Origin of the sequence: Qipengyuania zhejiangensis, assembly GCF_035607565.1 — a bacterium.
Taxonomy (GTDB): Bacteria; Pseudomonadota; Alphaproteobacteria; order Sphingomonadales; family Sphingomonadaceae; genus Qipengyuania; species Qipengyuania zhejiangensis.
On the sequence record NZ_JAYKGO010000001.1, the window covers coordinates 617,779 to 641,828 of the forward strand.

General features: G+C 63.3%; 25 protein-coding genes. 15 read left to right on the top strand and 10 right to left on the bottom strand.

Going from position 1 to position 24,050, the window contains the following annotated elements:
- Positions 1 to 19 precede the first annotated feature (19 nt).
- The 4 genes from VR863_RS02925 to VR863_RS02940 are packed head-to-tail and all read left to right on the top strand — an operon-like array spanning position 20 to position 3,655.
- Positions 20 to 1,324, top strand: coding sequence for a serine hydrolase domain-containing protein (locus VR863_RS02925; RefSeq protein ID WP_324826932.1), 1,305 nt, complete (start codon positions 20 to 22; stop codon positions 1,322 to 1,324).
- A complete protein-coding gene (gene nudC / locus VR863_RS02930) occupies positions 1,321 to 2,190 on the top strand; it encodes an NAD(+) diphosphatase (protein ID WP_324826933.1) in 870 nt (289 codons plus the stop codon). The genes VR863_RS02925 and nudC overlap by 4 nt, the downstream gene beginning before the upstream one ends.
- A complete protein-coding gene (locus VR863_RS02935) occupies positions 2,187 to 2,870 on the top strand; it encodes a DsbA family oxidoreductase (protein WP_324826934.1) in 684 nt (227 codons plus the stop codon). Before nudC ends, VR863_RS02935 begins: the two co-directional genes overlap by 4 nt.
- Positions 2,867 to 3,655, top strand: a complete 789-nt coding sequence (locus VR863_RS02940) for an SDR family NAD(P)-dependent oxidoreductase (RefSeq protein WP_324826935.1) — start codon at positions 2,867 to 2,869, stop codon at positions 3,653 to 3,655. The genes VR863_RS02935 and VR863_RS02940 overlap by 4 nt, the downstream gene beginning before the upstream one ends.
- On the opposite strand, the gene VR863_RS02945 is transcribed toward VR863_RS02940, so the two are convergent.
- Positions 3,652 to 4,041 carry a DUF1489 family protein gene (locus VR863_RS02945; protein ID WP_324826936.1) on the bottom strand — a complete coding sequence of 130 codons (390 nt, stop codon included), beginning with the start codon at positions 4,039 to 4,041 and terminating at the stop codon, positions 3,652 to 3,654. The genes VR863_RS02940 and VR863_RS02945 overlap by 4 nt on opposite strands.
- Positions 4,042 to 4,079: 38 nt before the next feature.
- On the bottom strand, positions 4,080 to 5,531 hold the full coding sequence (gene mgtE / locus VR863_RS02950; RefSeq protein ID WP_324826937.1) for a magnesium transporter: 1,452 nt from the start codon (positions 5,529 to 5,531) through the stop codon (positions 4,080 to 4,082).
- Positions 5,532 to 5,643: 112 nt separating this feature from the next.
- On the opposite strand from mgtE, the gene VR863_RS02955 reads away from it, so the two are divergent.
- Together VR863_RS02955 and miaB are read left to right on the top strand one after the other, a co-directional pair.
- Positions 5,644 to 6,105 carry a peptidylprolyl isomerase gene (locus tag VR863_RS02955; protein WP_324826938.1) on the top strand — a complete coding sequence of 154 codons (462 nt, stop codon included), beginning with the start codon at positions 5,644 to 5,646 and terminating at the stop codon, positions 6,103 to 6,105.
- Positions 6,106 to 6,197: 92 nt separating this feature from the next.
- Positions 6,198 to 7,544, top strand: a complete 1,347-nt coding sequence (gene miaB / locus VR863_RS02960; RefSeq protein ID WP_324826939.1) for a tRNA (N6-isopentenyl adenosine(37)-C2)-methylthiotransferase MiaB — start codon at positions 6,198 to 6,200, stop codon at positions 7,542 to 7,544.
- On the opposite strand, the gene VR863_RS02965 is transcribed toward miaB, so the two are convergent.
- Positions 7,533 to 8,099 (bottom strand): COG3650 family protein, encoded by a 567-nt coding sequence (locus VR863_RS02965; RefSeq protein ID WP_324826940.1) that lies wholly within the window; start codon positions 8,097 to 8,099, stop codon positions 7,533 to 7,535. The two genes, miaB and VR863_RS02965, sit on opposite strands and share 12 nt — an antisense overlap.
- Before the next feature lie 146 nt (positions 8,100 to 8,245).
- On the opposite strand from VR863_RS02965, the gene VR863_RS02970 reads away from it, so the two are divergent.
- The 4 genes from VR863_RS02970 to VR863_RS02985 all read left to right on the top strand — a co-directional run bounded on the left by VR863_RS02970 (position 8,246) and on the right by VR863_RS02985 (position 11,662).
- Complete coding sequence (locus VR863_RS02970) at positions 8,246 to 9,277, top strand: PhoH family protein (protein WP_324826941.1); 1,032 nt, start codon at positions 8,246 to 8,248, stop codon at positions 9,275 to 9,277.
- Between the two features lies 1 nt (position 9,278).
- The gene (gene ybeY / locus VR863_RS02975) at positions 9,279 to 9,767 is read left to right on the top strand and encodes an rRNA maturation RNase YbeY (protein ID WP_324826942.1); all 489 of its coding nucleotides are present in this window, start codon (positions 9,279 to 9,281) and stop codon (positions 9,765 to 9,767) included.
- A 21-nt stretch (positions 9,768 to 9,788) separates the two neighbouring features.
- Complete coding sequence (locus VR863_RS02980) at positions 9,789 to 10,706, top strand: hemolysin family protein (RefSeq protein ID WP_324826943.1); 918 nt, start codon at positions 9,789 to 9,791, stop codon at positions 10,704 to 10,706.
- 71 nt (positions 10,707 to 10,777) lie between these two features.
- Positions 10,778 to 11,662, top strand: a complete 885-nt coding sequence (locus VR863_RS02985; protein WP_324826944.1) for a LysR substrate-binding domain-containing protein — start codon at positions 10,778 to 10,780, stop codon at positions 11,660 to 11,662.
- 3 nt (positions 11,663 to 11,665) lie between these two features.
- Here the strand turns inward: VR863_RS02985 and VR863_RS02990 are convergent, their stop codons facing one another.
- From VR863_RS02990 to VR863_RS03020, 7 genes are all read right to left on the bottom strand, one after another.
- A complete protein-coding gene (locus VR863_RS02990; RefSeq protein ID WP_324826945.1) occupies positions 11,666 to 12,568 on the bottom strand; it encodes a lysophospholipid acyltransferase family protein in 903 nt (300 codons plus the stop codon).
- The gene (locus VR863_RS02995; protein WP_324826946.1) at positions 12,540 to 12,962 is read right to left on the bottom strand and encodes a Fur family transcriptional regulator; all 423 of its coding nucleotides are present in this window, start codon (positions 12,960 to 12,962) and stop codon (positions 12,540 to 12,542) included. The genes VR863_RS02990 and VR863_RS02995 overlap by 29 nt, the downstream gene beginning before the upstream one ends.
- Positions 12,963 to 13,037: 75 nt before the next feature.
- The gene (locus VR863_RS03000) at positions 13,038 to 13,478 is read right to left on the bottom strand and encodes a Ros/MucR family transcriptional regulator (protein ID WP_324827561.1); all 441 of its coding nucleotides are present in this window, start codon (positions 13,476 to 13,478) and stop codon (positions 13,038 to 13,040) included.
- A 117-nt stretch (positions 13,479 to 13,595) separates the two neighbouring features.
- Positions 13,596 to 14,048, bottom strand: a complete 453-nt coding sequence (locus tag VR863_RS03005) for a GNAT family N-acetyltransferase (protein WP_324826947.1) — start codon at positions 14,046 to 14,048, stop codon at positions 13,596 to 13,598.
- Positions 14,045 to 14,659 carry a tRNA (adenosine(37)-N6)-threonylcarbamoyltransferase complex dimerization subunit type 1 TsaB gene (gene tsaB / locus VR863_RS03010; protein WP_324826948.1) on the bottom strand — a complete coding sequence of 205 codons (615 nt, stop codon included), beginning with the start codon at positions 14,657 to 14,659 and terminating at the stop codon, positions 14,045 to 14,047. The genes VR863_RS03005 and tsaB overlap by 4 nt, the downstream gene beginning before the upstream one ends.
- A gap of 36 nt (positions 14,660 to 14,695) precedes the next feature.
- Positions 14,696 to 15,304, bottom strand: a complete 609-nt coding sequence (locus VR863_RS03015; RefSeq protein WP_324826949.1) for a malonic semialdehyde reductase — start codon at positions 15,302 to 15,304, stop codon at positions 14,696 to 14,698.
- 26 nt (positions 15,305 to 15,330) lie between these two features.
- Entirely contained in the window at positions 15,331 to 15,912 is a 582-nt protein-coding gene (locus tag VR863_RS03020; RefSeq protein ID WP_324826950.1) for a NifU family protein, read from the bottom strand.
- A gap of 99 nt (positions 15,913 to 16,011) precedes the next feature.
- On the opposite strand from VR863_RS03020, the gene VR863_RS03025 reads away from it, so the two are divergent.
- From VR863_RS03025 to egtD, 5 genes are all read left to right on the top strand, one after another.
- Positions 16,012 to 18,954, top strand: coding sequence for a M16 family metallopeptidase (locus VR863_RS03025; protein ID WP_324826951.1), 2,943 nt, complete (start codon positions 16,012 to 16,014; stop codon positions 18,952 to 18,954).
- Positions 18,955 to 19,076: 122 nt separating this feature from the next.
- On the top strand, positions 19,077 to 20,450 hold the full coding sequence (locus VR863_RS03030; RefSeq protein ID WP_324826952.1) for a class II 3-deoxy-7-phosphoheptulonate synthase: 1,374 nt from the start codon (positions 19,077 to 19,079) through the stop codon (positions 20,448 to 20,450).
- Positions 20,451 to 20,521: 71 nt separating this feature from the next.
- Entirely contained in the window at positions 20,522 to 21,637 is a 1,116-nt protein-coding gene (locus VR863_RS03035; protein ID WP_324826953.1) for a GGDEF domain-containing protein, read from the top strand.
- A gap of 134 nt (positions 21,638 to 21,771) precedes the next feature.
- A complete protein-coding gene (gene egtB, locus VR863_RS03040; RefSeq protein WP_324826954.1) occupies positions 21,772 to 23,022 on the top strand; it encodes an ergothioneine biosynthesis protein EgtB in 1,251 nt (416 codons plus the stop codon).
- Positions 23,022 to 24,020, top strand: a complete 999-nt coding sequence (gene egtD / locus VR863_RS03045; RefSeq protein WP_324826955.1) for an L-histidine N(alpha)-methyltransferase — start codon at positions 23,022 to 23,024, stop codon at positions 24,018 to 24,020. Before egtB ends, egtD begins: the two co-directional genes overlap by 1 nt.
- Positions 24,021 to 24,050: the final 30 nt, after the last annotated feature.

Here is a 24,050-nt window from a genome sequence, read left to right on the forward strand (position 1 = left end):
CAAATCGGAGAGAGATTGCATGGCTTATCGCACGTTCGAAACCCCGCAGATGTCCCGCCGCGGCATTCTGCGCGGAGGCGCCTGGCTCACTGCCGGCGCCGCGCTTGCAGGGGTTCCGATGGGTCGTGCCGCCATGGCGAAGGGTGGCTCTACCGAATGGCGCAACGTCGCCGCGATGGTCGAAAAATATGTCGGTGAACGCAAGGTCGCCAATATGGTCGCCACGCTGGGCTGGGGCCAGCGCGATGCGTTGACCATCGCGCAAGGCGACCTGACGCTGGGCAGCGGCGTGGTGGCCGATGCGGACAGCCTCTATCGCATCTATTCGATGACCAAGCCGATTACCGGCATGGCGGCGATGATGCTGATCGACGATGGGAAGATCGGTCTCGACCAGCCCTTGGCAGAAATTCTCCCGGCCTATGCCAACATGATGGTGCAAAAAACCTATGACGGGTCGGTGGCCGATGTCGTGCCTACCGTGCGGCCGATCACCATCCGCCAGCTGCTCACCCACACCGCGGGCCTGGGGTACGGGATTGTGCAGAACGGTCCGATCAAGGCGGTTTATGAAGAACGGGGCCTTGTTCCGGGACAAGTCAGCCGCCTGCCGATCCCCGGCCTTGGCCGCGCACAGGCGGTCTCGGGCCTTGCCGAATTCGCGGATCGGCTGGCCAAGGTGCCGCTGGTTCTCCAGCCGGGCACGAAGTGGAGCTATTCGGTCGGTCTCGACCTGCTGGGACGCGTTATCGAAGTAGCCGGTGGGATGCGATTCGACGAATTCCTACGGACGCAGATTTTCGAACCCGCTGGCATGACCAGCACTTATTTCCGTGTTCCGGCAAGCGAAGTGGGCCGTTTCACGACCAATTACGGCATTCTCAACGGAACGCCCCTTCCGATCGATCCGGCCCGCGCCTCGATCTATCTCGACAATCCGGCATTCCCGTTCGGCGGGGCCGGACTGGTTTCCAGCCCACGCGATTACGACCGTTTCCTGCGGATGCTGCTGGGCTACGGCGTGATCGACGGCAAGCGGGTCATGGGCGAACTGGCCGTGCGGGTGGGTACATCCAACCTTATGCCTGAAACGGCCACCACCAAGGGGACATGGGTCGAAGGCCAGGGCTTCGGCGCTGGCGGGCGCGTTTCGGACGGGTCCTTCGGCTGGGGCGGCGCGGCGGGCACCGTGGCGTTCGTGAATTTCCAGGCGGGCCTGCGCGCCAATTTGATGACCCAGTACATGCCGTCCGAAGCCTATCCGATCCATGCCGCCTTTCCCAAGGCGGTGGTGGACGATCTTGCCGCCATGCAGGGGGCGTGAGGCAGGACGTGCTGTCGTTCACCGGATCACGGCTCGACCGCGCCGATCATGTCCGCGCCGATCCCGAGCGGCTGGCCGGGTACATGAACTGGAAGGCGCGTCTGCTCGTGCTGGACGGGCTGATGCCCGCAATGGCGGACGACGGGGGGCTGGCATGGACGAGCCTGGCCGACGCTTCCGAAGATGCCGAGCTGTGCTTCCTCGGCCTGGATGACGGGAAGGCCTGCTTCGCCGCGGTGCCGCCGAAGGGCGATGCCGCGCCGCGTATGGCCAACCCCCAGCTGTGGCAGCTGATGGCCACGTTGCGTCCTGATGATCTCGCGCTCTACGGCGGGGCAAGAAGCCTCACCGATTGGCACGCACGCCACCGGTTCTGCGCGCAATGCGGCGGGCCGACCGCAATCGCCAAGGGCGGCTGGCAGCGCAATTGCACGCGCTGCGCCGCGCAGCATTTTCCGCGTACCGACCCGGTCACGATCATGCTGGTCGAACACGAGGGCCGCCTCATGCTCGGCCGGGGGTTGGGCTGGCCCGAGGGGCGTTTTTCCGCTCTGGCGGGCTTTGTCGAACCGGGCGAAAGCATCGAAGAAGCGGTTGCGCGTGAAGTTCTGGAAGAAGCCGGTGTAACGGTGCGCGACGTCACCTATGTCGCCAGCCAGCCGTGGCCCTTTCCCAGCCAGCTGATGATCGGCTGCCATAGCCATGCCGACAACGACGAGCTGACCATCGATCAAACCGAAATGGCCGAAGTCGTCTTCTTCAGCCGCGACGATGTCGGCGCTGCCTTGGTCGGTTCGGGACCTTTCGTTGCCCCGCCGCCCCATGCTATTGCCCATCACCTGATGAACTGGTGGATGAACCGATGAGCGAACCGCGCAGGCTGAGAATCGATATCTGGTCCGATGTCATGTGCCCCTGGTGCCTGGTCGGGTGGGGCAATCTGCAAAAGGGACTCGAACAGCTCCACGGCGAAATCGAGGCCGACGTTCGCTGGCATGCGTTCGAATTGAACCCCGACATGCCGGCCGAAGGCGAGGAACGCACAGCGCATATCGCCCGCAAGTACGGCTCCACCGTCGAACAGTCGAAGGCGGTACAGGGCCGGATGCGCGAAGCGGCGACCATTGCCGGCGTCTCGCTCGATTACGAAGGCAGCGATCCTGCGCCAGACGCGATGATGTGGAACACGTTTTCCGCCCACAAGCTGCTGACCTGGGTGGGTGAGGAGTTTGGACCTCAAAAGCAGACCGAGCTTAAACTCGCGCTGTTCGAAGCCCATTTCAACGCCCGCCGTCCGATTGGCCAGCATGACGTGTTGCTGGACATTGCGGCGGAAGCCGGCCTTGATCGGGAAGCCGCCGCCGCCGCACTCTCCAGCGATGAACTTGGCCACAAGGTCCGCGCCGAAGAACGTGCCGCGTGGGATATGAACATCTCCGGCGTGCCGGCCATGGTGGTCGAGAACAAGTTCATGATCCCCGGCGCGCAGCCGCCCCAAACCTATGCCGATGCGCTTCGGCGGGTGGCCGAGAAAGTGCCCGCGTGAGCGAATGGGTCCCCGCGACTGCCGTCATCACCGGCGGCGCTTCGGGGATCGGTCTTGCCATTGCGCAGCGCCTCGCTGCCCTTGGAACGCGGGTCATGCTGGCCGACTTGCCCGGTGCAAAACTGGAGGCGGCTGCGGCCACGATACAGGGGGCGTTGGCGCAACCGTGTGACGTGTCGGTTCCGGCGCAGGTCGATGCACTGGCCGAAGCGGCGTTCGACCGGCTCGGGACTGTTGAGCTGCTGCTCAACAATGCCGGTGTCGGCGGGCCACGCGGAAAGCTCTGGGAAATCGACCTCGACGAAGCGCGTCGCCATTTCGACATCAATTTCTGGGGCGCCTGGCATGGTTGCCGTGCCTTTGCCCCGCGGATGATTGCACAGAATTTGCCGAGTGCGCTCTACAATACCGGTAGTGAAAACAGCCTTTTCTGCGCGATGCCTCACGCGGCGGCGTACATCGCGGCAAAGCATGCGTTGGTCGGCATGACTGAGAGCCTGCGTGAAGACCTGCCCGACACTGTTCACGTCGGCCTCATCATCCCCGGCTGGGTCTTTACTCCGCTGGGTGATCCTCGCGTGATGCGACACGGGATGGATGTGGGCGAATATGCCGATGCGGTGTTTCCGCAACTTCTTGCGCGGCGCCGGTTCGTGGTCAGCCACCGCAGCAATGTGAAGAGGATCGACGAGAGAATGGGCGAGCTTCGCGAAAGCTACGCGCAATTTGGCGTGGATGACGACATGGATGTGCGCGACGTTATCGCCCGCTTGAAAGGGGCCTAGATCAGGCCCAGCCGCTCGAGCTTGCCCGCCAGTTTGCCCGGTAGCGCGTCACCGATATCCTCGCCTTCGGCCAGGTCTTTCGGTGGGTCGCCCTTCAGATAGCGCCAGCCTTGGTGCGCGCGCTTGGGGCGCGGGTGGACGCGGACGAGTTCGGGCTTGAGGTCGATCGACCAGCGCCCGTCCGAGGTTTCGCTGAAACTCAGGATTTCGCTGCGGGCGACGATGATGTGCTGGTGGATCCAGTAAAGCGATCCGCCGATGCACTGTTCCCACTTCGTGGGGCGATAGCGAGTGGTCAGGTTGGGGCTGCGCCGCGCGGCATACCAATTTTCGATATCGCCATAGCTTTGCGCACCGAAAGCGATCTTGGTCAGGTTGAGCGGCATGATCCTGATGTAGGGGATCGGGCGGGGCGCTCAACCCCTCAGCCGACGATCCCGCTCGCCACGGCGAGACCCAGGAAGGCGAAAAAGCCCATGGAATCGGTGATCATCGTCACGAACACGCTGCTGGCCACTGCCGGGTCCTGGTCCAGCCGTTCGAAAGCTACGGGCACCAGCACGCCTGCAAGGCCGGCGGTTATGACGTTGAGGATCATCGCCAACGCGATCACGCCGCCCAGCATGGGGGTGAATATGGCGGCGGTGGCCAGCCCGACCAGCACGGCGATGGTTGCGCCGTTGAGGATGGCAACGCGCAGCTCGCGCATCAGGATACGCTTGGTGTTGGATCGGGTCAGCTGGTTGGTCGCAATGGCGCGAACGGTGACGGCCATGGTCTGCGTGCCCGCGTTCCCGCCGATGCTGGCAACGATCGGCATCAGCACGGCCAGAGCTACAAGCTGTTCGATAGCGGCGCCGAACGCGGCGATGATCAGCGAGGCCAGAAGCGCGGTGCCAAGGTTTGCGACCAGCCACCGCACACGCGCGGAATAGGCATCGCGGATCGGTTCGTTGATGTCGCCTTCGCCCGCGCCTGACATCAGCAGGGCATCCTCGCCCGCTTCTTCGGAAATGATGTGGACCACGTCGTCCACGGTCATCTGGCCCACCAGCCGGTCGTTCTCGTCGACCACGGCGGCGCTGATCAGATTGTACTTCTGGAACATCAGCCCGACCTCTTCCTGGTCGAGCGTGACGGGGATCAGCGTCTGGTCGCGCTTCATCACATCGGACAGGGCGATGTTTCGCGGTGCCCGCAGCACCCACGACAGCGCGCAGGTGCCAACCGGATGATGCTTTTCGTCGACCACGAAGATTTCGTAGAATTCGTCCGGCAACTCGCGCCCGTCGCGCAGGAAGTCGATCAGGTCGCCCACCGTCAGATGCTCGGGCACGGCCACCAGATCGCGGCTCATCAGGCGCCCGGCGGTTTCTTCCGGATAAGCCAGCGCGGACTGGATCGCGATCCGGTTTTCCGCGTCCAGTTCGGCGAGAACGGCACGCTGGTCGTCCTCGTTCAGATCTTCGATCAGCTGGACCGCGTCATCGGTTTCCAGCTGTTCGGCGATCTGCGCCACTGCCCCGGCGGGCAGCGCTTCCATCATGTCTTCGCGGACATAGTCGTTGAGTTCGGCAACGACTTCGGAACTCATCAGGTCGGTAATCGCGCCGACAAGCTGGTAACGGTCCTCGCGGTCCAGCAGTTCGATAAGATCGGCAATGTCGGCCGGGTGAAGCGGTTCGACCAGCTCGTAGACGACCTGCGTGTCGCCAGCGTCCAGCGCTTCTTCGACGGATCGGACGAAGGCGGGCTTGAGGGTGTTTTCCTCGTCCATCCGCTCGTCGTCGATGCGATCGTCGGGGCGCGCCTCCTCGACCGGCGAATTTGCCAGCATCACGTCGTCGTCTTCGAGGGGGCGTTTTTCCTCGGCCATGGCCTCGCTCTAGGGGGCGGGAAACGAAAAGCAAGCCGCCTGCGGGCACCAGGTGTCGACAGCGCGGCTGCAATCCCTATATCGGCCCCAACATTCACAGGAGACACGACCCATGGCCGATAAACTGACCTTCACCCTCGACACAGGCAATGGCGCCGGCGGCGACGTTGTCATCAAGTTGCGCCCCGATCTGGCCCCCGGCCACGTTGCGCGCATTTCCGAACTGGTGGGCGAAGGGTTCTATGACGGCGTGGTGTTCCACCGCGTGATCCCCGGCTTCATGGCGCAGGGCGGCGATCCGACCGGCACGGGCATGGGCGGCAGCGACAAGCCCGACCTGAAGGCCGAATTCAACGCCGAACCGCACACCCGCGGCACGTGTTCGATGGCCCGCACCCAGGTGCCCGACAGCGCCAACAGCCAGTTCTTCATCTGCTTCGACGATGCCCACTTCCTTGACGGCCAGTACACCGTCTGGGGCCAGGTCGAGAGCGGCATGGAACACATAGACGCGCTGCCCAAGGGCGAACCGCCGCGCGAACCGGGCAAGATCGTCAAGGCGACGGTTTCCTGATCGCATTTGCGAAACCACGGGTTGGGAAGGGCGGCCACTGGCCGCCCTTTTCGTTGAATAGCGCAGCCAAGTTGGGTATTGGCGCCCGGTTCATGAAACCCACAACGCCCCCCAGGACCTTCAGGGTCAAAAGCTTCGGCTGCCAGATGAACGTCTATGACGGCGAGCGCATGGCCGAGATGCTGGCGCAGAAGGGCATCACGCCCGCTGCCGATGGGGAGGATGCCGATCTGGTCGTTCTCAACACATGCCATATCCGCGAGAAGGCGGCGGAGAAGATCTATTCCGACATCGGGCGGCTGACAAAGGGCAAGACCCAGAAGAAGGCCCCGATGATCGCGGTTGCCGGCTGTGTCGCGCAGGCCGAAGGTGAAGAGATCATGGCGCGCGCGCCAGCGGTTTCGATGGTCGTCGGCCCACAGGCCTATCACCGGCTTCCTGAAATGCTGGACCGGGCGGTAGCGGGCGAGCGATCGACCGACACCGACATGCCCGCGATCGCGAAGTTCGCCGCGTTGCCCGAACGCCGCAAGATCGGGCCCGCAGCCTTCCTCACCGTGCAGGAAGGGTGCGACAAGTTCTGCACCTATTGCGTTGTTCCATACACCCGCGGCGCCGAAATTTCGCGTCCTTACAGCGATTTGGTGGCCGAAGCGCGCAAGCTGGTGGAAGCCGGTGCCAAGGAAATCACCTTGCTCGGCCAGAATGTCAGCGCGTGGTCGGGTGAAAACGATAAGGGCCATGCCGTCGGCCTTGCGGGCCTGATCCGCGATCTTGCCAAGGTCGATGGCCTGGCGCGGATCCGGTATACCACCAGCCACCCCGCCGACATGGATGATGCGCTGATCGCCGCCCACGGCGAGGTCGACAAGCTGATGCCGTTCCTCCACCTGCCGGTCCAGGCAGGCAGCGACCGCGTGCTGCGCGCCATGAACCGCAGCCATACCGTCGAAAGCTACCTGCGGCTGCTCGAACGGTTTCGCGCCGCACGTCCCGATCTGGCGTTGTCGGGGGATTTCATCGTCGGTTTCCCCGGCGAAACCGATGCCGAGTTCGAAGAGACGCTGAGCCTGGTGGGCGAAGTGGCCTATGCCCAGGCGTTCAGCTTCAAATATTCGCCGCGCCCCGGTACGCCGGCTGCAACCATGGATGACCAGGTTGCCCGCGAAGTCATGGATGTGCGCCTCCAGCGGTTGCAGGCGGCGCTGAACCGCGACCAGCACGCCTTCAACGAAGCAAGCGTTGGCCGCACCTGCGAGGTGCTGGTCGAACGCAAGGGCAAGCATCCGGGCCAGTGGCTTGGCAAATCGCCTTGGCTCCAATCGGTGTGGTTCGAAGGCGACGTCGCCATCGGCGATCTTGTCGAGGTCGACCTCCTCGAGGCCGGCCCCAACTCGCTCAGGGCATCCGTGCGTGAAGGCGCGCTGTCACTCGCCTGACTTGGCTGCGGCTTCCAGCGTCTTCAGCTCAGGCTCTTCGGATAGCAGGACGGTCCCTGTTTCTTCCGTAGGTTCGGCCGGGGCGACCGTCGGATTGGAGGGATAGCTTTGCCCGTCGAAGGCAAGGCGCATCACGCCTGAAGGACCACCGCCCCCCGACACGCTGATGGCAAGGTCCTTCCAGCCGATGGTCTCGCTGTCGAGGACCGAGATCGGTGTGCGCGAGACCGAGATTTCGCCAACTTTGCTCCACATCGGGCCTGCCGGGGTCAGGACGAGCGTGTTGCATCCGCCAGTGCCGCAGAAATAGGGGGTGATGAGGTGGACGATTGCCTCGTCCGCTCCGTCGCCGTTGAGATCGGACCAGGCGAGGGCGTACCGCATCGGAGCTGCATCGGGGTATTCCTGAAGCAGGAAGCGGCGAATGTCCTCTTCCGCATTGGCAGGGGCAGGCGATGTGTCTTCGCTTGCGGCATCTGCAGCGGGCGCGGCCTGCTGTGTACACGCGGCAAGGGCCAGAACGGCGAGCGGTGCGGCATGGGCGAAACGAAGCATTGCGAACCTTCTCGAGCCAGGGGCCATGCAAGAATGCCGGACCGCGCGGCCTGTTACAAGGCGGTGACTATCCACCGCCTCGTCGCACGATGACTTGCGCGGCCACCATCACACCCTAAATTCCGATTCGTAACCGAAAGGAGCGCATGGCTCGCAAACCCGCACCGAAGGCCGATCGGGCCTTCTCGCCGCCGCCCAGTCCGCAGCGTGAAATCCGCCGCGCGCAGGTCGATGTAAGTTTCGACAACCAGAGTTTGCTGGGCGCCTTGTTCGGCCAGTTCGACGCCAATCTGGTGCAGGTCGAAAACCGCCTCGGGGTGTTCATCTCCGCCCGCGGAAACCAGCTTCACATAGAAGGTCCCGAAGACAGCGTCGCGCGCGCGCGCGACGTGCTGGCGACCATGTATGACAAGCTGGCCATGGGGCAGGAACTGGACGCCGGCGCCATCGAATCGATGATCGCCATGTCCAACGAACCCACGCTGGACGGGATCATGGACGCCGAGCCCAAGGGCCCGCCGATCATGATCCGCACTCGGCGCAAGACCATCGTGCCGCGCAGTGCCATGCAGGCGACCTACATGCGCAGCCTGGTGCGTGACGACATCATATTCGCGCTCGGCCCGGCGGGTACCGGCAAGACCTATCTCGCGGTGGCGCAGGCCGTCGCGCAGCTGATCACCGGCAGTGTGCAGCGCCTGATTCTCAGCCGCCCGGCGGTTGAAGCGGGCGAAAAGCTCGGCTTCCTTCCCGGCGACATGAAGGAGAAGGTCGATCCCTATCTGCGCCCGCTCTACGATGCCTTGTACGATTGCATGCCGCCCGAACAGGTTGAACGGCGGCTGGCATCGGGCGAGATCGAAATTGCACCGATTGCCTTCATGCGCGGGCGCACGCTGGCCGACGCCTTCGTTATCCTGGACGAAGCGCAGAACACCACGCGCGAACAGATGAAGATGTTCCTCACCCGTTTCGGCCAGAACAGCCGCATGGTTATCTGCGGCGATCCGCGGCAGGTCGACATTCCTGGCGGCGACCGGATGAGCGGCCTTGCCGACGCGGTCGACAAGCTGGAAGGCGTCGATGGTTTCGGCACGATCCGCTTCACCGCAGCGGATGTGGTCCGCCATCCCATCGTGGGCCGTATCGTCGAAGCTTACGAAGGTCCGACAGTCTGACGTGGATTTCGATATCGAGATAGACGGCTGGCCGCAGGGGACCGACTGGGCCAATCTTGCCGAACGCGCGCATGGGGCGGTGAAAACCGTCGAACCGGCGCTGGGTAATCCGCGCCTCACCGCCAGTGTCCTGTTCACCGTGGACAAGGAAGTCCATGCGCTGAACCGCGAATGGCGTGCGAAGGACAAGCCCACGAACGTTCTGTCATTCCCGATGCTTTCGCGCGACGAATTGCTTGCGCTCGCGCCCTCAGGCCCGCCGGAAATGCTGGGCGATCTGGCGCTGGCGTTCGAGACGTGCGCGCGTGAGGCGGAAGAAAAAGGCGTGCCGCTGGAAGACCACGCGGCGCATCTCCTGGTTCACGGATTGCTTCACTTGGCCGGCCACGACCATGTCGATAGCGACACACAGGCCGAAGCTATGGAAAACCTAGAGATCGCAACGCTTGCAAAACTGGGTGTCGCGAACCCATATGGGGATCGCAACTGACTGGAGCGCATTGTTAGGGCCATGCCCGATTCGCCATCACCCGCTGGAGAAGCGGACAGTAGAAGCGGGCTCTGGCTCGCAATCCGGAAATTTTTCGATCCCGACCTCGGAGAGCGTTCGCTTCGTGCGCAGCTCGAAGACGCGATCGACGAGCACGAGGGGGAGAACGGCGACGCCGCGCTTTCCCCGACCGGCAGCGGCGACCTGTCGCCGGTGGAGCGGCAGATGCTGCGAAACCTGCTGCATTTCAGCGAGCACGATGCCGACGACGTGGCCGTGCCGCGCGGCGAAATCATCGCGATGAACGCCGATGCAAGCTGGGACGAACTGGTCGCCACCTTTGCCGACCATGGCCATTCGCGAATGCCGGTCTATCGTGATCAGCTGGATGACGTGATCGGGATGATCCACATCAAGGATGTGTTCCCGTTTCTGGCGAAGGGCGACACTCCCCCTGCGGACTGGACGGTGCTTATGCGCCAGCCGCTCTATGTGCCGCAAACCCGCAACGCGCTCGATGTTCTGGCCGACATGCGCCAGCAGCGTATGCACCTTGCCATCGTGGTGGACGAATTTTCGGGGACAGACGGGCTCATCACCATCGAAGACCTGGTCGAGGAAATCGTCGGCAATATCGAGGACGAGCACGACGACGCGCCGGAGGAATGGATCGTTCCCATCGGTGCCGGCATGTGGGATTGCGACGCGCGGGCCGAACTGGATGACGTGGCCGAAAAGGTTGATCCGAAACTCGCAGAAGTTGCCGAATCGGTGGACACGCTCGGCGGCCTTGCCTTCGTGCTGGCCGAACAGGTCCCCCAGGTGGGCGCAATGCTCGAACACGACAGCGGTTGGCGGATCGAAGTGACGGGCGGGGACGAAACGCACGTCACGCGCCTGCGCCTTCATGCACCCGAGGAACCAGACGAGCAGGAATGACCCTGGCGGGTTGCAATTTTTTGCACATTGTCCCTCGACAGTGTTCGATTTGATCCATAGGCCGACCAATCATGGCAACCCGGCGGCTTCCCCCTTTGCGCGCGCTCGAGGCCTTCGTACGCACCGTACGGTTGGGCTCTGCACGCGCTGCTGCGGACGAACTTGGCCTTAGCCCGTCTGCGCTTTCGCGGCGGATTGGCAATCTGGAAGAATTCGTCGGCAAGAAGCTGTTCACCCGCGCGCGCCAGTCGATGCAGCTGACCGATGATGGCCATGCTTTCTACGAAGCGGTCAATCCGCAGCTCGAGGCGCTGGCACGCGCCGTGGAAAGCCAATCGGAAAACGCATCGCTTCTGCGCCTCCACCTTGGCGTGTTGCCGCTGTTCGGGACCCAGCGCCTGTTCCCCAGGCTGGGGGAACTGCGCCAGCGCCATCCCCTGCTACACATCGACATCGATACCGGCGCCCATCTGGAAGACCGCGTCGGCGATCTGCTGGACGCCGCGATCATCCTGTCACGCGGCCCGCAGAAGGGGCTCCATGCGGTTCGCCTGGATTACAACAAGGTCCACGCGATCTGCAGCCGTGAACTAAAAACCAGACTGGGCGACGCTCCGAGCCAGGACCTGCTTTCGCGCCAGACCTTCCTGATCCACAACGAACTCTCGGAAAGCTTTTCCGCGTGGAAGGCGGAACTGGGCATGCCCGAGCTGGAGCCGGCGGCGATCGATCATTTCGATTCCGGCCAGATCATGCTCGAAGCGGCCGCGCAGGGCCTTGGTATCGCGATCATGCACGACGATCACCTCCGCCGTGCGGCCGACAACCGGCTGGCGCATGTCTTCGATATCGAGGTGGAGAGCCCGTACAGCTACTGGTTTGTATGCAAACCGACGGCGCTCGAAGAACGGCCCGTGCGCCTGTTCCACGACTGGTTGGTGAGCGCCGGGCTCTGACCCTTAATCGCCGGGCGATGCGGCCTTCGGGCGATAGCGGACGGCATCGACGACATGCTGGAAATCGCGCAGGGGCTTGCCCAGCGCGACCACGAGCGCTTCCTCGATTTCGATGCGAGCCTTTGCGGCAATCGCCTTGCGTCCGTGATGGTCTTCGGGACTGAACGGTTCGAGGAAGGTAATCCGCAGCTTGAAGGTGCCGGATCGGGCCATGATCCGCATGGCGTTGTTGACCCCGGTCTCTTCGCCGACCCAGCCGATTTCTTCCGACGTTTCTCCGTAATCCAGCATCACGGGTTGCACGAGGACACCTGGCGGCGGCGGTTCCAGAACCGACAGCATGGACGATTTGAAAGGCAACAGGGAATGCCCGTCTGTTACCGTGCCTTCAGGGAAGACGGTGACCGACCAGTTGTCCTGGAGCGCTTCCTTCAGGGCGTTGATCTGCTCTGCAACGCCCATGCGGTTCTCGCGCTTGACGAAAACGGTGCGATTGAGCCGGCACAGCCAGCCGATCACCGGCACTTGCGACAATTCGTACTTGGCCACGAACGCGGTGCCGCTGGCCCCCGCAAGGGCGAGGATATCGATCCATGAAATGTGGTTCGAGATGAAGAACACGTCACGCCGCAGCGGAGTGCCCGACGTTTCTACCTGTGCGCCGACCACCCGCGCGCTGTAGCGGAGGAACAGCATGGGGAAGGGCGAACCATACGCGAAAACGCGGTAGAGATAATGCAGAGGCACCAGCACCAGCAGCAGCACGACGATAGCGGCCATGCGGAGGCCAAACCGCACCCAGCCACCAGCGCTCAGCGCGGTTTTTTCCCCGCGCGCGGCAGCAAGGCGCTGCTCGCTATACCGCGCGAGACGGCGTTCAGCCTTCGCGGTCGAGGCGGACGCCATACAGTTCCAGCCGGTGATCGACGAGGCGATATCCGAGTTTTTCGGCGATCTGTTTCTGAAGGGCTTCGACTTCGGGATCGACGAATTCGATCACCTTGCCGGTTTCGACGTCGATCAGATGATCGTGATGGGCTTCGGGCGCCGCTTCGTAGCGGGCGCGCCCGTCACCGAAATCGTGCCGGTCGAGAATGCCCGCCTCTTCGAACAGGCGGACGGTGCGATAGACCGTGGCGATCGAGATGCCCGGATCGATCTTGTTTGCACGTTCGTGCAACAATTCCACATCCGGGTGATCGTCGCTCTCCGACAGCACGCGCGCGATGACCCTGCGCTGTTCGGTGATGCGCAGGCCCTTGTCGGCACAAAGTTGTTCGAGATCGATTTTCTGGTGCAAGTCTGTTTCCCGAATGAAAAACGCCCCGTACCCTTATCGGGCCGGGGCGTCTTCCTCAAGGCGAACCGAAGAGCCTTAACCGGCCTTTTTCTTACGGCCACGCTTTTGCCCGGGCTTGCGACCCAGTCCGATCTTCACCGCGAGGTCGCGGCGGGTCGCCGCGTAGTCGGGTGCAACCATCGGATAGTCGGAAGCAAGGTTCCAGCGTGCACGATACTCGTCTGTCGTCAAACCATGTTCGGTCGACAGGTGCCGTTTGAGCATCTTCATCTTCTTGCCGCAGTCGAGGCAGACAAGATGATCTTTCTTTACAGAAGACCGAACAGAAACCGCAGGTTCCGGTATTTCGACGGAAGCAATCGCTGCTCCGCCAACACCAGCCAGTGCGGCATAGACATTCGAAATCAACGAAGCGACCTCGTCCACTGAGACGGTATTGTTGCTGACGTGCGCGGCTACGATGTCGGACGTCAAAGTGATCAGGGTTTCAGCCATATCGGATTCGAAATTATCCATCAGCAGCCTTCTCTCGGTAATTTTATTAGTGGCGCGAACCCTTTTTTCGACCGCCATTGTATAAAATCGACAAGAGTTCGTCCACTCCCTTGATTTGGGGACTTGTGTGGCGCGTACTTACAACTTTTTCCCGTACGTTATCGCATCGACAGGCTCGCCGTCGGTGGTGCGATAATAGCCTTTTCTCCGCCCGATCGGCTTAAAACCGCAAGACTCGTAAAGACTTGCGGCCGAATTGTTCGCGCGCATTTCGAGGAAAACCTGCTCCGCCTCGGATTCCAGCGCCACCTGGCAGAAGCAATCGATCAGCTTGCGGCCAAGGCCTTGCCCGCGCGAATCGGGGTGAACGGCAATCAACAGGAGTTCGACTTCTCCGGGCGCACGCCGTGCCAGAACAAATCCTGCAGCGGGCGAACCTTCGGGCGGAGGCTTGCCGTCCTCGTCGAGCAGAACGGCAAAGGTGTGGGGCATGGCCAGCGAACCTTCGACCTGCGCGCGGGTCCAGGCTTCGCGCCAGTGCGGATCGAAGGCGGCCTCCATCACCGCCATCAATTGATCGATTGCGCTCATTGGCCGGGCAATTTGGCATCTGGCGGACGGCCGTAAATGGGCGCCAGTGCGGGAGTGAGAAGAGTGTGCGGGATGGCGAGCGCGTGGCGCGCGTCCGGCAAAATGGAAATCGTCGATCCGCGGCCCCGCAAATCGGCAATTTCCTGCGCCCGGTTCCCGGCAACGATGTCCTGTTTCAGGAATTCGGCGGCGCGGGCAGGGGGCAGGGCGGCGTGGTCTGCCACCGGCAGGCCGCGTTCGTCGAATGGCTGCACGAAAAATTCGCCGTGCCCACCGGACATGGCGACATCGACCGGATGGGTGCCGGTCACGTCGCGCGCGCAGGCAGCGACCAGCGCCAGCGTCGGGTAACCCAAAACCTGCGCGCCCCATGCAATCCCAAGAGCGCGCGCCGCGGCAAGGCCGATGCGCACGCCGGTGAAACTGCCGGGGCCAAGCGATACCAGAATGCGGTCCGCGCGGCCCCGCCCGGGCAGTTCGCTGATAAGCGGTACGAGACGTTCGGCATGGCCGCGCCCGATGGTGACGTGGCGCGCGTCGACACACACGTCCTCGTCGAACAACGCGACCGAACATGCCTCGGTAGCCGTTTCTATCGCAAGAATACGCATGGGCGCGCCCTGCCTCAGCGCGGCGCGCGCATCAAGTCAGTCGATGCGGTTGAACGTCTCGAAATCGGGGCGAGGGCTGCGTTCGAAGATGGTCGAACGGTCGCCATAACCGATGGCACAAATCCAGTCGGCCCGGTGGCGCGGTTCATCGGCGAAGAACGCTTCCGTGACCTTGTCCAGATCGACGCCCGACATCGGACCGCAATCGAGGCCGAGCGCGCGTGCGGCAATCATCAGATAGGCACCCTGAAGGGCGGAATTGCGCTTGGCGCCTTCCTTGCGGCCTTCCTCGTCACCTTCGAACCAGCTTTTCGCATCGGTGTGCGGGAACAGCCACGGCAGTTCTTCGTGGAAATCGATATCGTAACCGATGATCACCACGACCGGAGCGGTCTTGATCTTCTCGACGTTTCCTTCCGACGCGAACTGCGCCAGCTTGTCACGCGATTCCTGCGATTTGCACCACACCAGCCGGGCGGGCTGCATGTTGGCCGACGTCGGCCCCATCTTCAGCAATTCGTAAATGGCGTGGACCTGTTCGACACTCACGTCCTTGTCGTGCCAGCCGTTATAGGTGCGCGCGTCGCGAAAAATCAGGTCGAGCGCTGCATCGTCGAGCGTCTGGTCGTTTGAAGGCTGTGTCATGAAGTCCTCTGGTTGCGGGATTGAATTCAGGCTGCGCGGACTTCAACGACCTCCGGGACATAATGTTTCAGCAAGCCTTCGATGCCGTGCTTCAATGTCGCGGTAGATGACGGGCAGCCTGAACACGCGCCCTGCATCTGGAGGTACACGATCCCGTCGCGAAAGCCGCGATACTGGATGTCCCCGCCATCGCCCGCCACGGCGGGCCGGACGCGGGTTTCGAGCAATTCGTTGATCTGCGCCACGATGTCGGCATCTTCGTCGCGTTCTTCCACCAGCATGTCCGCATCTTCGGGCGGTACGGCAATGCCGCCAGCGGTTCCGGGAGTGAACAGCGGGGCTTCGGACACGAAATGGTCCAGAAGAATGGCAAGAACCTGCGGTTTCAGATCCGTCCAGCTTGCGCCGGGCGCAGCGGTGACGCTGATGAAATCGGCCCCGAAAAACACGTTCACCACTTCGCCGGTATCGAACACGGCTTGCGCCAGCGGACTGGCGTCGGCGGCTTCGGGCGTGGCGAATTCGCGGGTACCCGACGCCATGACCTCGCGGCCGGGAAGGAACTTGAGGCTCGCCGGGTTGGGCGTGGTTTCGGTCTCTATGAACATGAACCGCGATGTAGGGATGCGGGACAGTACCGACAAGCAAAGAAGCATTTGTCGCATGTTCACTGTCCCTTCACTTCGATCACCCCTATATCCCGCCTCATGGCTATTCTACCGCGCGCCGTAGGGCGTCTCGCGCTTGTCCTTCCCCTTGCTTTGCTCGCCCCGCAGGCGATGCACGCGCAGGAACCTGCTGCGCCGGCCCCGTCGCATCTGACGCCGCAGGGCGAAACGCCGTGGATCTACGAAGGCAGCGACGTTCCGCGTGACGAGGAATGGACGTTCGGCAAGCTACCGAACGGCCTTCGCTACGCGGTGCGCAAGAACGGCGTGCCGCCGGACCAGGTTTCGATCCGGGTTCGCATCGACGCCGGATCGCTTCATGAAGAAGAGAGCGAACGCGGTTACGCCCACCTGCTCGAACACCTGCTGTTCCGCGAAAGCAAATATGTCGGGCGTGCCCAGGCGATTCCCACGTGGCAGCGCCTCGGGGCGACTTTCGGCAGCGATACCAACGCGGAAACCAGCCCCACGCACACGGTGTACAAGCTCGACCTGCCCAACATCAACGCAGGCAAGCTGACCGAAAGCATGAAGATCCTGTCGGGGATGGTCCGCGAACCGGTGCTGAACGACGCGAATATCGATGCAGAAGTGCCGATCGTTCTGGCTGAAAAGCGCGAGCGTGGTGGCCCGCAGCAGCGTTCGGGCGAGGAAACCCGCGCCACCCTGTTTGCCGGGCAAAGGCTTGCCACGCGTGTTCCGATCGGGACCGACGAAACCTTGCAGGCGGCAACCGGCGCGTCGGTCGAAACCTTCTACAAGCGCTGGTACCGGCCCGAAAACACCGTGATCGTCGCGGTCGGCGATATCGATCCGATGCAATTGGCGGCCGAAGTCGAACGCTGGTTCGGTGACTGGAAGGGCGTTGGTCCGGCCACGCCTGCGCCCGATTTCGGCGATCCGGTCGCACCGGCGGGGGCCGATCCGGCAAATCCTGTGGGCGAAGTGACGGCGATCGTCGAACCTTCGCTCCAGCGCAGCTTTTCCTACGCGATCATGCGCCCGTGGCGCCCGGTGCAGGACACGATCATCTATAACGAGGGGCTGCTGCGCGACAGCCTGGCCCAGGCGCTGATCAACCGGCGCCTGGAAGCCCGTGCGCGCGCCGGCGGCAGTTACCTGTATGCACAGGTCCAGCAGGAAGATGTCAGCCGGTCCACGGATGCCACCTTTGTCGCATTCGCTCCGCTGACGGCGGACTGGAAGGCCGCGCTGTCCGATGTTCGCGGCGTGATTGCAGATGCTCTCGCGAACCCTCCCACGCAGGAGGAAATCGACCGCGAGGTGGCCGAGTTTGAATCGATCTTCGCCAGTTCGGTCGAACAGCGCCGCGTGATGGCGGGCGCACGATTGGCGGACGACATCGTCAACGCGGTCGATATCCGCGAAACGGTGGCCGCTCCCGAAACCGTGCTCAACGTCTTCAATTCGATGAAGGACAAGGTTACGCCTGCACAATTGCTCGACCATACGCGCAAACTGTTCGACGGGGCGGTGATCCGTGCCGCCTATGTCACGCCGCAGACCGGCGAGGCGAACGCGGCCGACATCCGATCCGCGCTGAGCGCGAAGGTCGTTGCCGCCGATGACGCGCGCATCGCAGCGCAGGACATTTCCTTTGCCGATCTGCCGCGCGTGGGCGCACCGGGTGCAATTGCGCAGCAGGGCCCGATCGGCGTTCTCGACATCGAGCGGGTGGATTTCGCCAACGGCGTGAAAACAATCCTGTGGGCCAACGATGCCGAACCCGGCCGCGTGGCGGTCAAGGTTCGCTTTGGTGGTGGCTGGCGTTCGATCGGCGAAGGCGAGGCGGCCTATGCCACCCTGGGCCAGATGGCGCTGATTGGTTCGGGTGTCGGTGAATTGGGCCAGGAAGAGCTCGACCGTATTTCGACCGGACGCCGCATGGGCTTTGATTTCGACATCGGCGACGGGGCGTTCACCTTCTTCGCCCAGACGCGCAGGCAGGATCTGGAAGACCAGCTCTACCTGTTTGCCGCCAAGCTCGCGATGCCGGGATGGGACCCCAATCCCGTGCTGCGGGCCAAGGCCGCAGCACGGCTGGCGTACGAAAGCTATTCCTCCAGCCCCGTCGGGGTTGTCAACCGCGACCTCGAATTCCTGCTGCGCGACAGTGATCCGCGTTTCCGCACCCCGGACCAGGCCATGCTGGAACAGGTCACCGCGGACGGGTTCCGCAAGGTGTGGGAGCCGCTGCTCAAGCAGGGTCCGGTGGAAGTGCTGGTGTTTGGCGATTTCGACAGGGCCGAAGCGATCGAGGCGCTGGGGCGCACGTTTGGCGCGCTTGAACCGCGTGCGCCGCTTCCGGCCAGCGTTGCCACCCGCGGGTTCGATTTCCCGGACGCTGGCGAAACGGTGGTCGAAAACCACCGCGGCGATGCGAACCAGGCCGCGGCGGTCATTGCCTGGCCAACCGGTGCAGGAGTTGCCGGATTGCGCGAATCCCGCCAGCTCGAAATCCTCACGCAGGTGTTCAACAACCGCCTGATGGATGCGATGCGCGAACGCGCCGGTGCCAGCTATGCCCCGGTGGTCAGCACGCAGTGGCCGACGGATGTGGAAAGCGGAGGCCGCATCAGCGCCTTCGCACAGCTGCGCCCGCAGGACGTACCGGCCTTCTTCCAGGCCGCCGACACGATTGCCCGTGATCTGGCCACCACCCCGCCGGGCGAAGACGAGTTGCAGCGGGTAACCGAGCCGTTGCTGCAATACATAAACCGGGCGTCCACCGGGAACCTGTTCTGGCTGTTCCAGCTGGAAGGGGCCACCCAGGACCCGCGCCGGATCGAACTGCTTCGTTCGTTGCTGATCGATTTCACCCAGACCACGCCGGAAAACATGCTTGGCCTGGCGCAGAAATACTTCGACGGCACACCGGGCTGGCGTCTTGCGATCATCCCCGAAGGGCAGCCACTGGCAACGCGCGCATCGTCAGCCGCCCCGGCAGAAGCGGGCCGCTGACCCGGAGACTGCAATCGGGTTTTTGTGCTGGCCAAGCAAAAGCTGCTTGCTCCATCATGACCGCTCGTCTGCGGTAGACGAGCATTCAGGCGCCATTCGGTGCGCCGCAACTGGAAATGACAATGGCTACGAACTGGGCACCCGACAGCTGGCAGGATTTCGAAGCACGGCACCTGCCCGATTATGCCGACAAGGACGCGCTGATCGCCGCACGCACGACGCTGGAAACGCACCCCCCGCTGGTGTTTGCCGGTGAAGCGCGCGCGCTGAAGGCCGATCTGGCCGAAGTGGCGGAAGGCAAGGCGTTCCTGTTACAGGGCGGCGATTGCGCCGAAAGCTTCGCCGAATTCCATCCCAACAACATCCGCGACACCTTCCGGGTGCTGCTGCAGATGGCCGTGGTGATGACGTTTGCCAGCAAGAAGCCGGTGGTGAAGGTCGGCCGGATGGCGGGCCAGTTCGCCAAACCGCGCAGTTCGGCCACCGAAACGCAGGGCGACGTCACGCTGCCCAGCTACCTGGGTGACAATATCAACGGAATCGAGTTCGATCCGGTCGCCCGCGTGAACGATCCGCAGCGCATGGTGCGCGCCTATTCGCAGGCCGCTGCGACGCTCAACCTGCTGCGGGCCTTTGCCAACGGCGGCTATGCCAACCTGCGGCAGGTCCACCAGTGGACCCTCGATTTCATGGGCCGCAGCCCCTGGGCGGACAAGTTCAAGGACGTGGCCGACCGTATTGGTGAAGCGCTGGATTTCATGGAGGCTTGCGGGATCGACCCGGCCACCGTGCCGCAATTGCAGGGCACCAGCTTCTACACCAGTCACGAGGCCCTGTTGCTGCCCTACGAACAGGCGCTGACCCGCCGCGACAGCCTGACGGGCGACTGGTACGATACCAGCGCCCACATGGTCTGGATCGGGGACCGCACGCGTTTCGAAGGCAGCGCCCACATCGAATATGCGCGCGGCATCGGCAATCCCCTCGGCATGAAGTGCGGACCCAGCCTCGAACCCGATGCGCTGCTCAAGCTTCTAGACACGCTCAACCCCGCGCGCGAGCCGGGGCGGATCGTGCTGATCAGCCGGTTCGGCCATGACAAGGTCGAAGAAGGCTTGCCGCGCCTGATCCGCGCCGTGCGCCGCGAAGGCCATCCGGTGGTGTGGTCGTGCGATCCGATGCACGGCAACGTCGTCAAGGCGGACAGCGGTTACAAGACGCGGCCCTTCGATCGCATCCTCACCGAAGTGAAGGGGTTCTTCGCGGTCCACCGCGCCGAAGGCACGCACCCCGGCGGCATCCATGTCGAGATGACCGGGCAGGACGTGACCGAATGCGTGGGCGGTGCCGTTGCGATCACCGACGCTGCGTTGGGCGATCGCTATCACACCCATTGCGATCCGCGCCTCAACGCGGCGCAATCGCTGGAACTGGCGTTCCTGATCGCGGAAATGCTCAACGAGGAAGAAACGGTCCGCCGCGCCGACGCTGCCTAGGGGACACTACCTAGGCGGCTGTTGCCGCCGTTTACGCAGGGCATGGGCCACACACCCGTTCGGAAAGGGTGGTGGCTGTGCGCGCACGCGGGTTCGATGCAGTTCTGGTTCTGACAAGCTGGGCGCTCGTTGCGGTCCCGGCGGTGATGCTGGTGCGCGACCAGACGCACTATATCGAAGGCTGGCTGATTGCGGCGACCGTGTTGCCGTTGCTGGGCCTGCTCATCCGGCATTACCGGCTCTCCGGCTATCTCGATCGCCGCAGTCGCAAGCTGGAAGCACGCGTTTCGCAACTGGAACTGGCGGAAGAACTGGCCGGGTTCGGGCGGTGGAGCATCGATCTTGCCACCGGGCAAAGCCGGTGGTCGGAGGAATTCTGCAACATCGCCGGGCTTCCTGCGGGCACACCGCCCGAGGCGGGTTTGATCGACCGTCTGCTTCCCGATGGGCGATCGCAAATGGAGGCGACCTTTGCTTCCCATGGCGACGACCGCGAAGCCTTTGCGGTGGAATTCGAAATCGAAAATCCGCAACGAGGCCCGCGCATCTTGCGAGCCCGCGCGCGCAACTGCTTTTCCCCCGAAGGCAGTCTCGAAATGATTCTGATGGTCGTGCGCGACGTGACCGATGAGTACACGCAGGTCGCCCGCATCGAACAGGAGAAGGACTGCGCCCTGCGCGAGGCGGAAGAAGCGCGGCAGCTGGCAAACACCGATGCATTGACAGGATTGGCAAATCGCCGGTCGGCGATGGCCGCGCTCGACCGGGCGATTGTCGAGGCGCGATCTGCGGGCACTGCGATTGCCCTGATCGTTTTCGATATCGACCATTTCAAACAGGTCAACGACACCCACGGCCACAGCACCGGTGACAGGGTCATCGCAACGATCGGGGAGATTGCCGGTCGCCAGGCGCGCGCAGGCCAACTGGTCGCCCGCATCGGCGGCGAGGAATTCCTGATGGTGATCGCCGGCGCAACACCGCAGGGCGCTTCGGGTGCGGCGGAAAGGCTGCGTCTGGCGATCGAAGCGGGTACCGCCCTGTCGCCTGTTCCGCCCGTGACCGTGAGCGTGGGGCACGCGATGATGGAGGCGGCGGATACCAGCCTGACGCTGTTCGCCCGCGCCGACGAGGCGCTGTATGCCGCCAAGCGGGCGGGGCGCAATCGGGTGGCGCTGGCCGCATGATGGGTCGGCCCGATAAACATATGTTTGATTCGTCACAAAAATCGGCGCCGCGTCTTTAAACAGCCGCCGACATGCGCCATGATGGACCATGGTTGCCGCATTCTGGCAGCCGCCATGCAAGGGGGACACGGTCTATGCCCCAGCCAGAGCAATCAGTGCCCCTCACTCCATCGCGGCTTGGCGAGAGTTACCGTGCCACGCGCGCGCTCAGCGAAGCCCTGGTTCAGCCACTGTCGGACGCCGATGCCACCATCCAGTCGATGGAAGACGCATCGCCGACCAAGTGGCACCTGGCGCACGTCACGTGGTTCTGGGAAACCTTCCTGCTGCGCGATCATGATACGGATTACCGGTTGTTCAACGACGACTGGCCGTTCGTCTTCAATTCCTATTACGAAGCTGAGGGCGAGCGTATCGCGCGGTTTTCGCGCGGGATGCTGTCGCGCCCCACCCTGGCCGATATTCTCGAATGGCGCGCGCATGTCGACGCGGCGATGGCGCCCTTGTTCGAACGCGACGATTGCGCCGGACTGATTGCGCTGGGTATCGCGCACGAACAGCAGCATCAGGAATTGCTGCTGACGGATATCAAGCACGCGCTTTTCCAGAACCCGCTGGGTCCTGCGATGTGGGACGAAAGCCCATCCCGCGCCGCGCCAGGCGAACAATCGTGGCATTCCCATCCCGGCGGCATTGCGCGGATCGGGCATCAGGATGGCGGCTTTGCCTTCGATAACGAGGGCCCGGTTCACCGTGCGTTGCTGGAACCCTTTGCCCTGTCGTCGCGGCTGGTGACCAATGGCGAATGGGCCCAGTTCATCGCCGACGGCGGTTATACCAATCCCGCCTTGTGGCTTTCGGATGGTTGGACCTGGGTGAAGGGTGAGGGCATATCGGCACCGCTTTACTGGCGCGGGGACGAACATTTCACCCACGCAGGATGGCAGGCACGCGACCCCCATGCCCCCGTGACACATATCTCGTATTTCGAAGCGGATGCGTTTGCCAGCTGGGCCGGGTTGCGCCTGCCGACCGAATTCGAATGGGAAGGCATCGCGCGCGGACAGGAAGGGGACAGCCCTGCCCACGATCCGGCGGGTGGCAACCAGCTTGACGGGCCGACACCGCCGTTGCCGATGGGCGGTGGCGGATTGTTCGGGGACTGCTGGCAATTCACCCGTTCCGCATATCTGCCATATCCGCGTTTCCGCCCCGCCGAAGGGGCCGTGGGCGAATACAACGGAAAGTTCATGAGCGGGCAGTTCGTGCTGAAAGGCGCAAGCTGCGCAACGGCGCGTGGGCATTCGCGCGCATCCTACCGCAACTTCTTCTACCCGCACCAGCGCTGGCAATTCACCGGGCTGCGCCTGGCAAAGGATCTTTGATGAAGACTGAAAAGGGCATCGCCCTTGTCGACCGTGACGATGACGGCGTGGACCGTGCCTTTCGGGCCGATGTGCTGAACGGCCTTCGCCAACGCGACAAGGCGGTGCCGGCGCGCTGGTTCTACGACGAGGCCGGATCGCAGCTGTTCGAGGATATCACCCGGCTGGAGGAGTATTATCCCACAAGGGCCGAAACGCAGATCTTGCAGGACCGGTGCGAGGAATTCGCCCGCTTGATCGGCCCGGACCGCGCCGTGGTGGAGTTCGGATCGGGCAGTTCAGTCAAGACGCCGTTGCTGCTCGGCTGCATAAGCCCTGCCGCTTATGTGCCGCTCGACATTTCAGGAGATTTCCTGCGCGAGTCCGCGGCGGCGCTGTCGGAGAAATTTCCCGGCCTTCCGGTGCACTCCGTCGAAGCCGATTTCATGCGCCGCGTCACCTTGCCCGATGCCGTCCTGCCTTTGAAGAAGCTGGGTTTTTTCCCCGGATCGACCATCGGGAACATGGTGCCTCGTACGGCGGTCGATCTGTTGCGGTCCATGCGGGCCACCTTGGGGGCCGACGACGGGGAAAGCCCGCTGCTGTTGATCGGCATGGACCTGGTGAAGGACCGCTCGCTCCTCGAGGCGGCGTATGACGACGGCAGCGGGGTTACCGCGGCGTTCAACCTCAACCTTGCAACACGGATCAACCGCGAACTCGCTGGCACCATCCCGATCGACGCGCTCGAGCACGTAGCGCTCTGGAACGATGAATTTGCCCGGATCGAGATGCACCTTCGCGCCCGGTGCGACATCGCCTTCACGGTTTCGGGGGAACGGTTCGTCATGGCCAAGGGCGAAACGATTCACACGGAAAACAGCCACAAGTTCACCCGCAGGAGCGGCAACACGCTGCTGCTCGCGGGCGGGTGGACGCCTGTCGAGCGCTGGCTGGATAGCGATGGGCAGTTCGCCCTGATCCTTGCCCGCGCCACCGAACAGCGCGACGCACCCTGATCCATGCGGGCATTCATGGACGCGCCACCC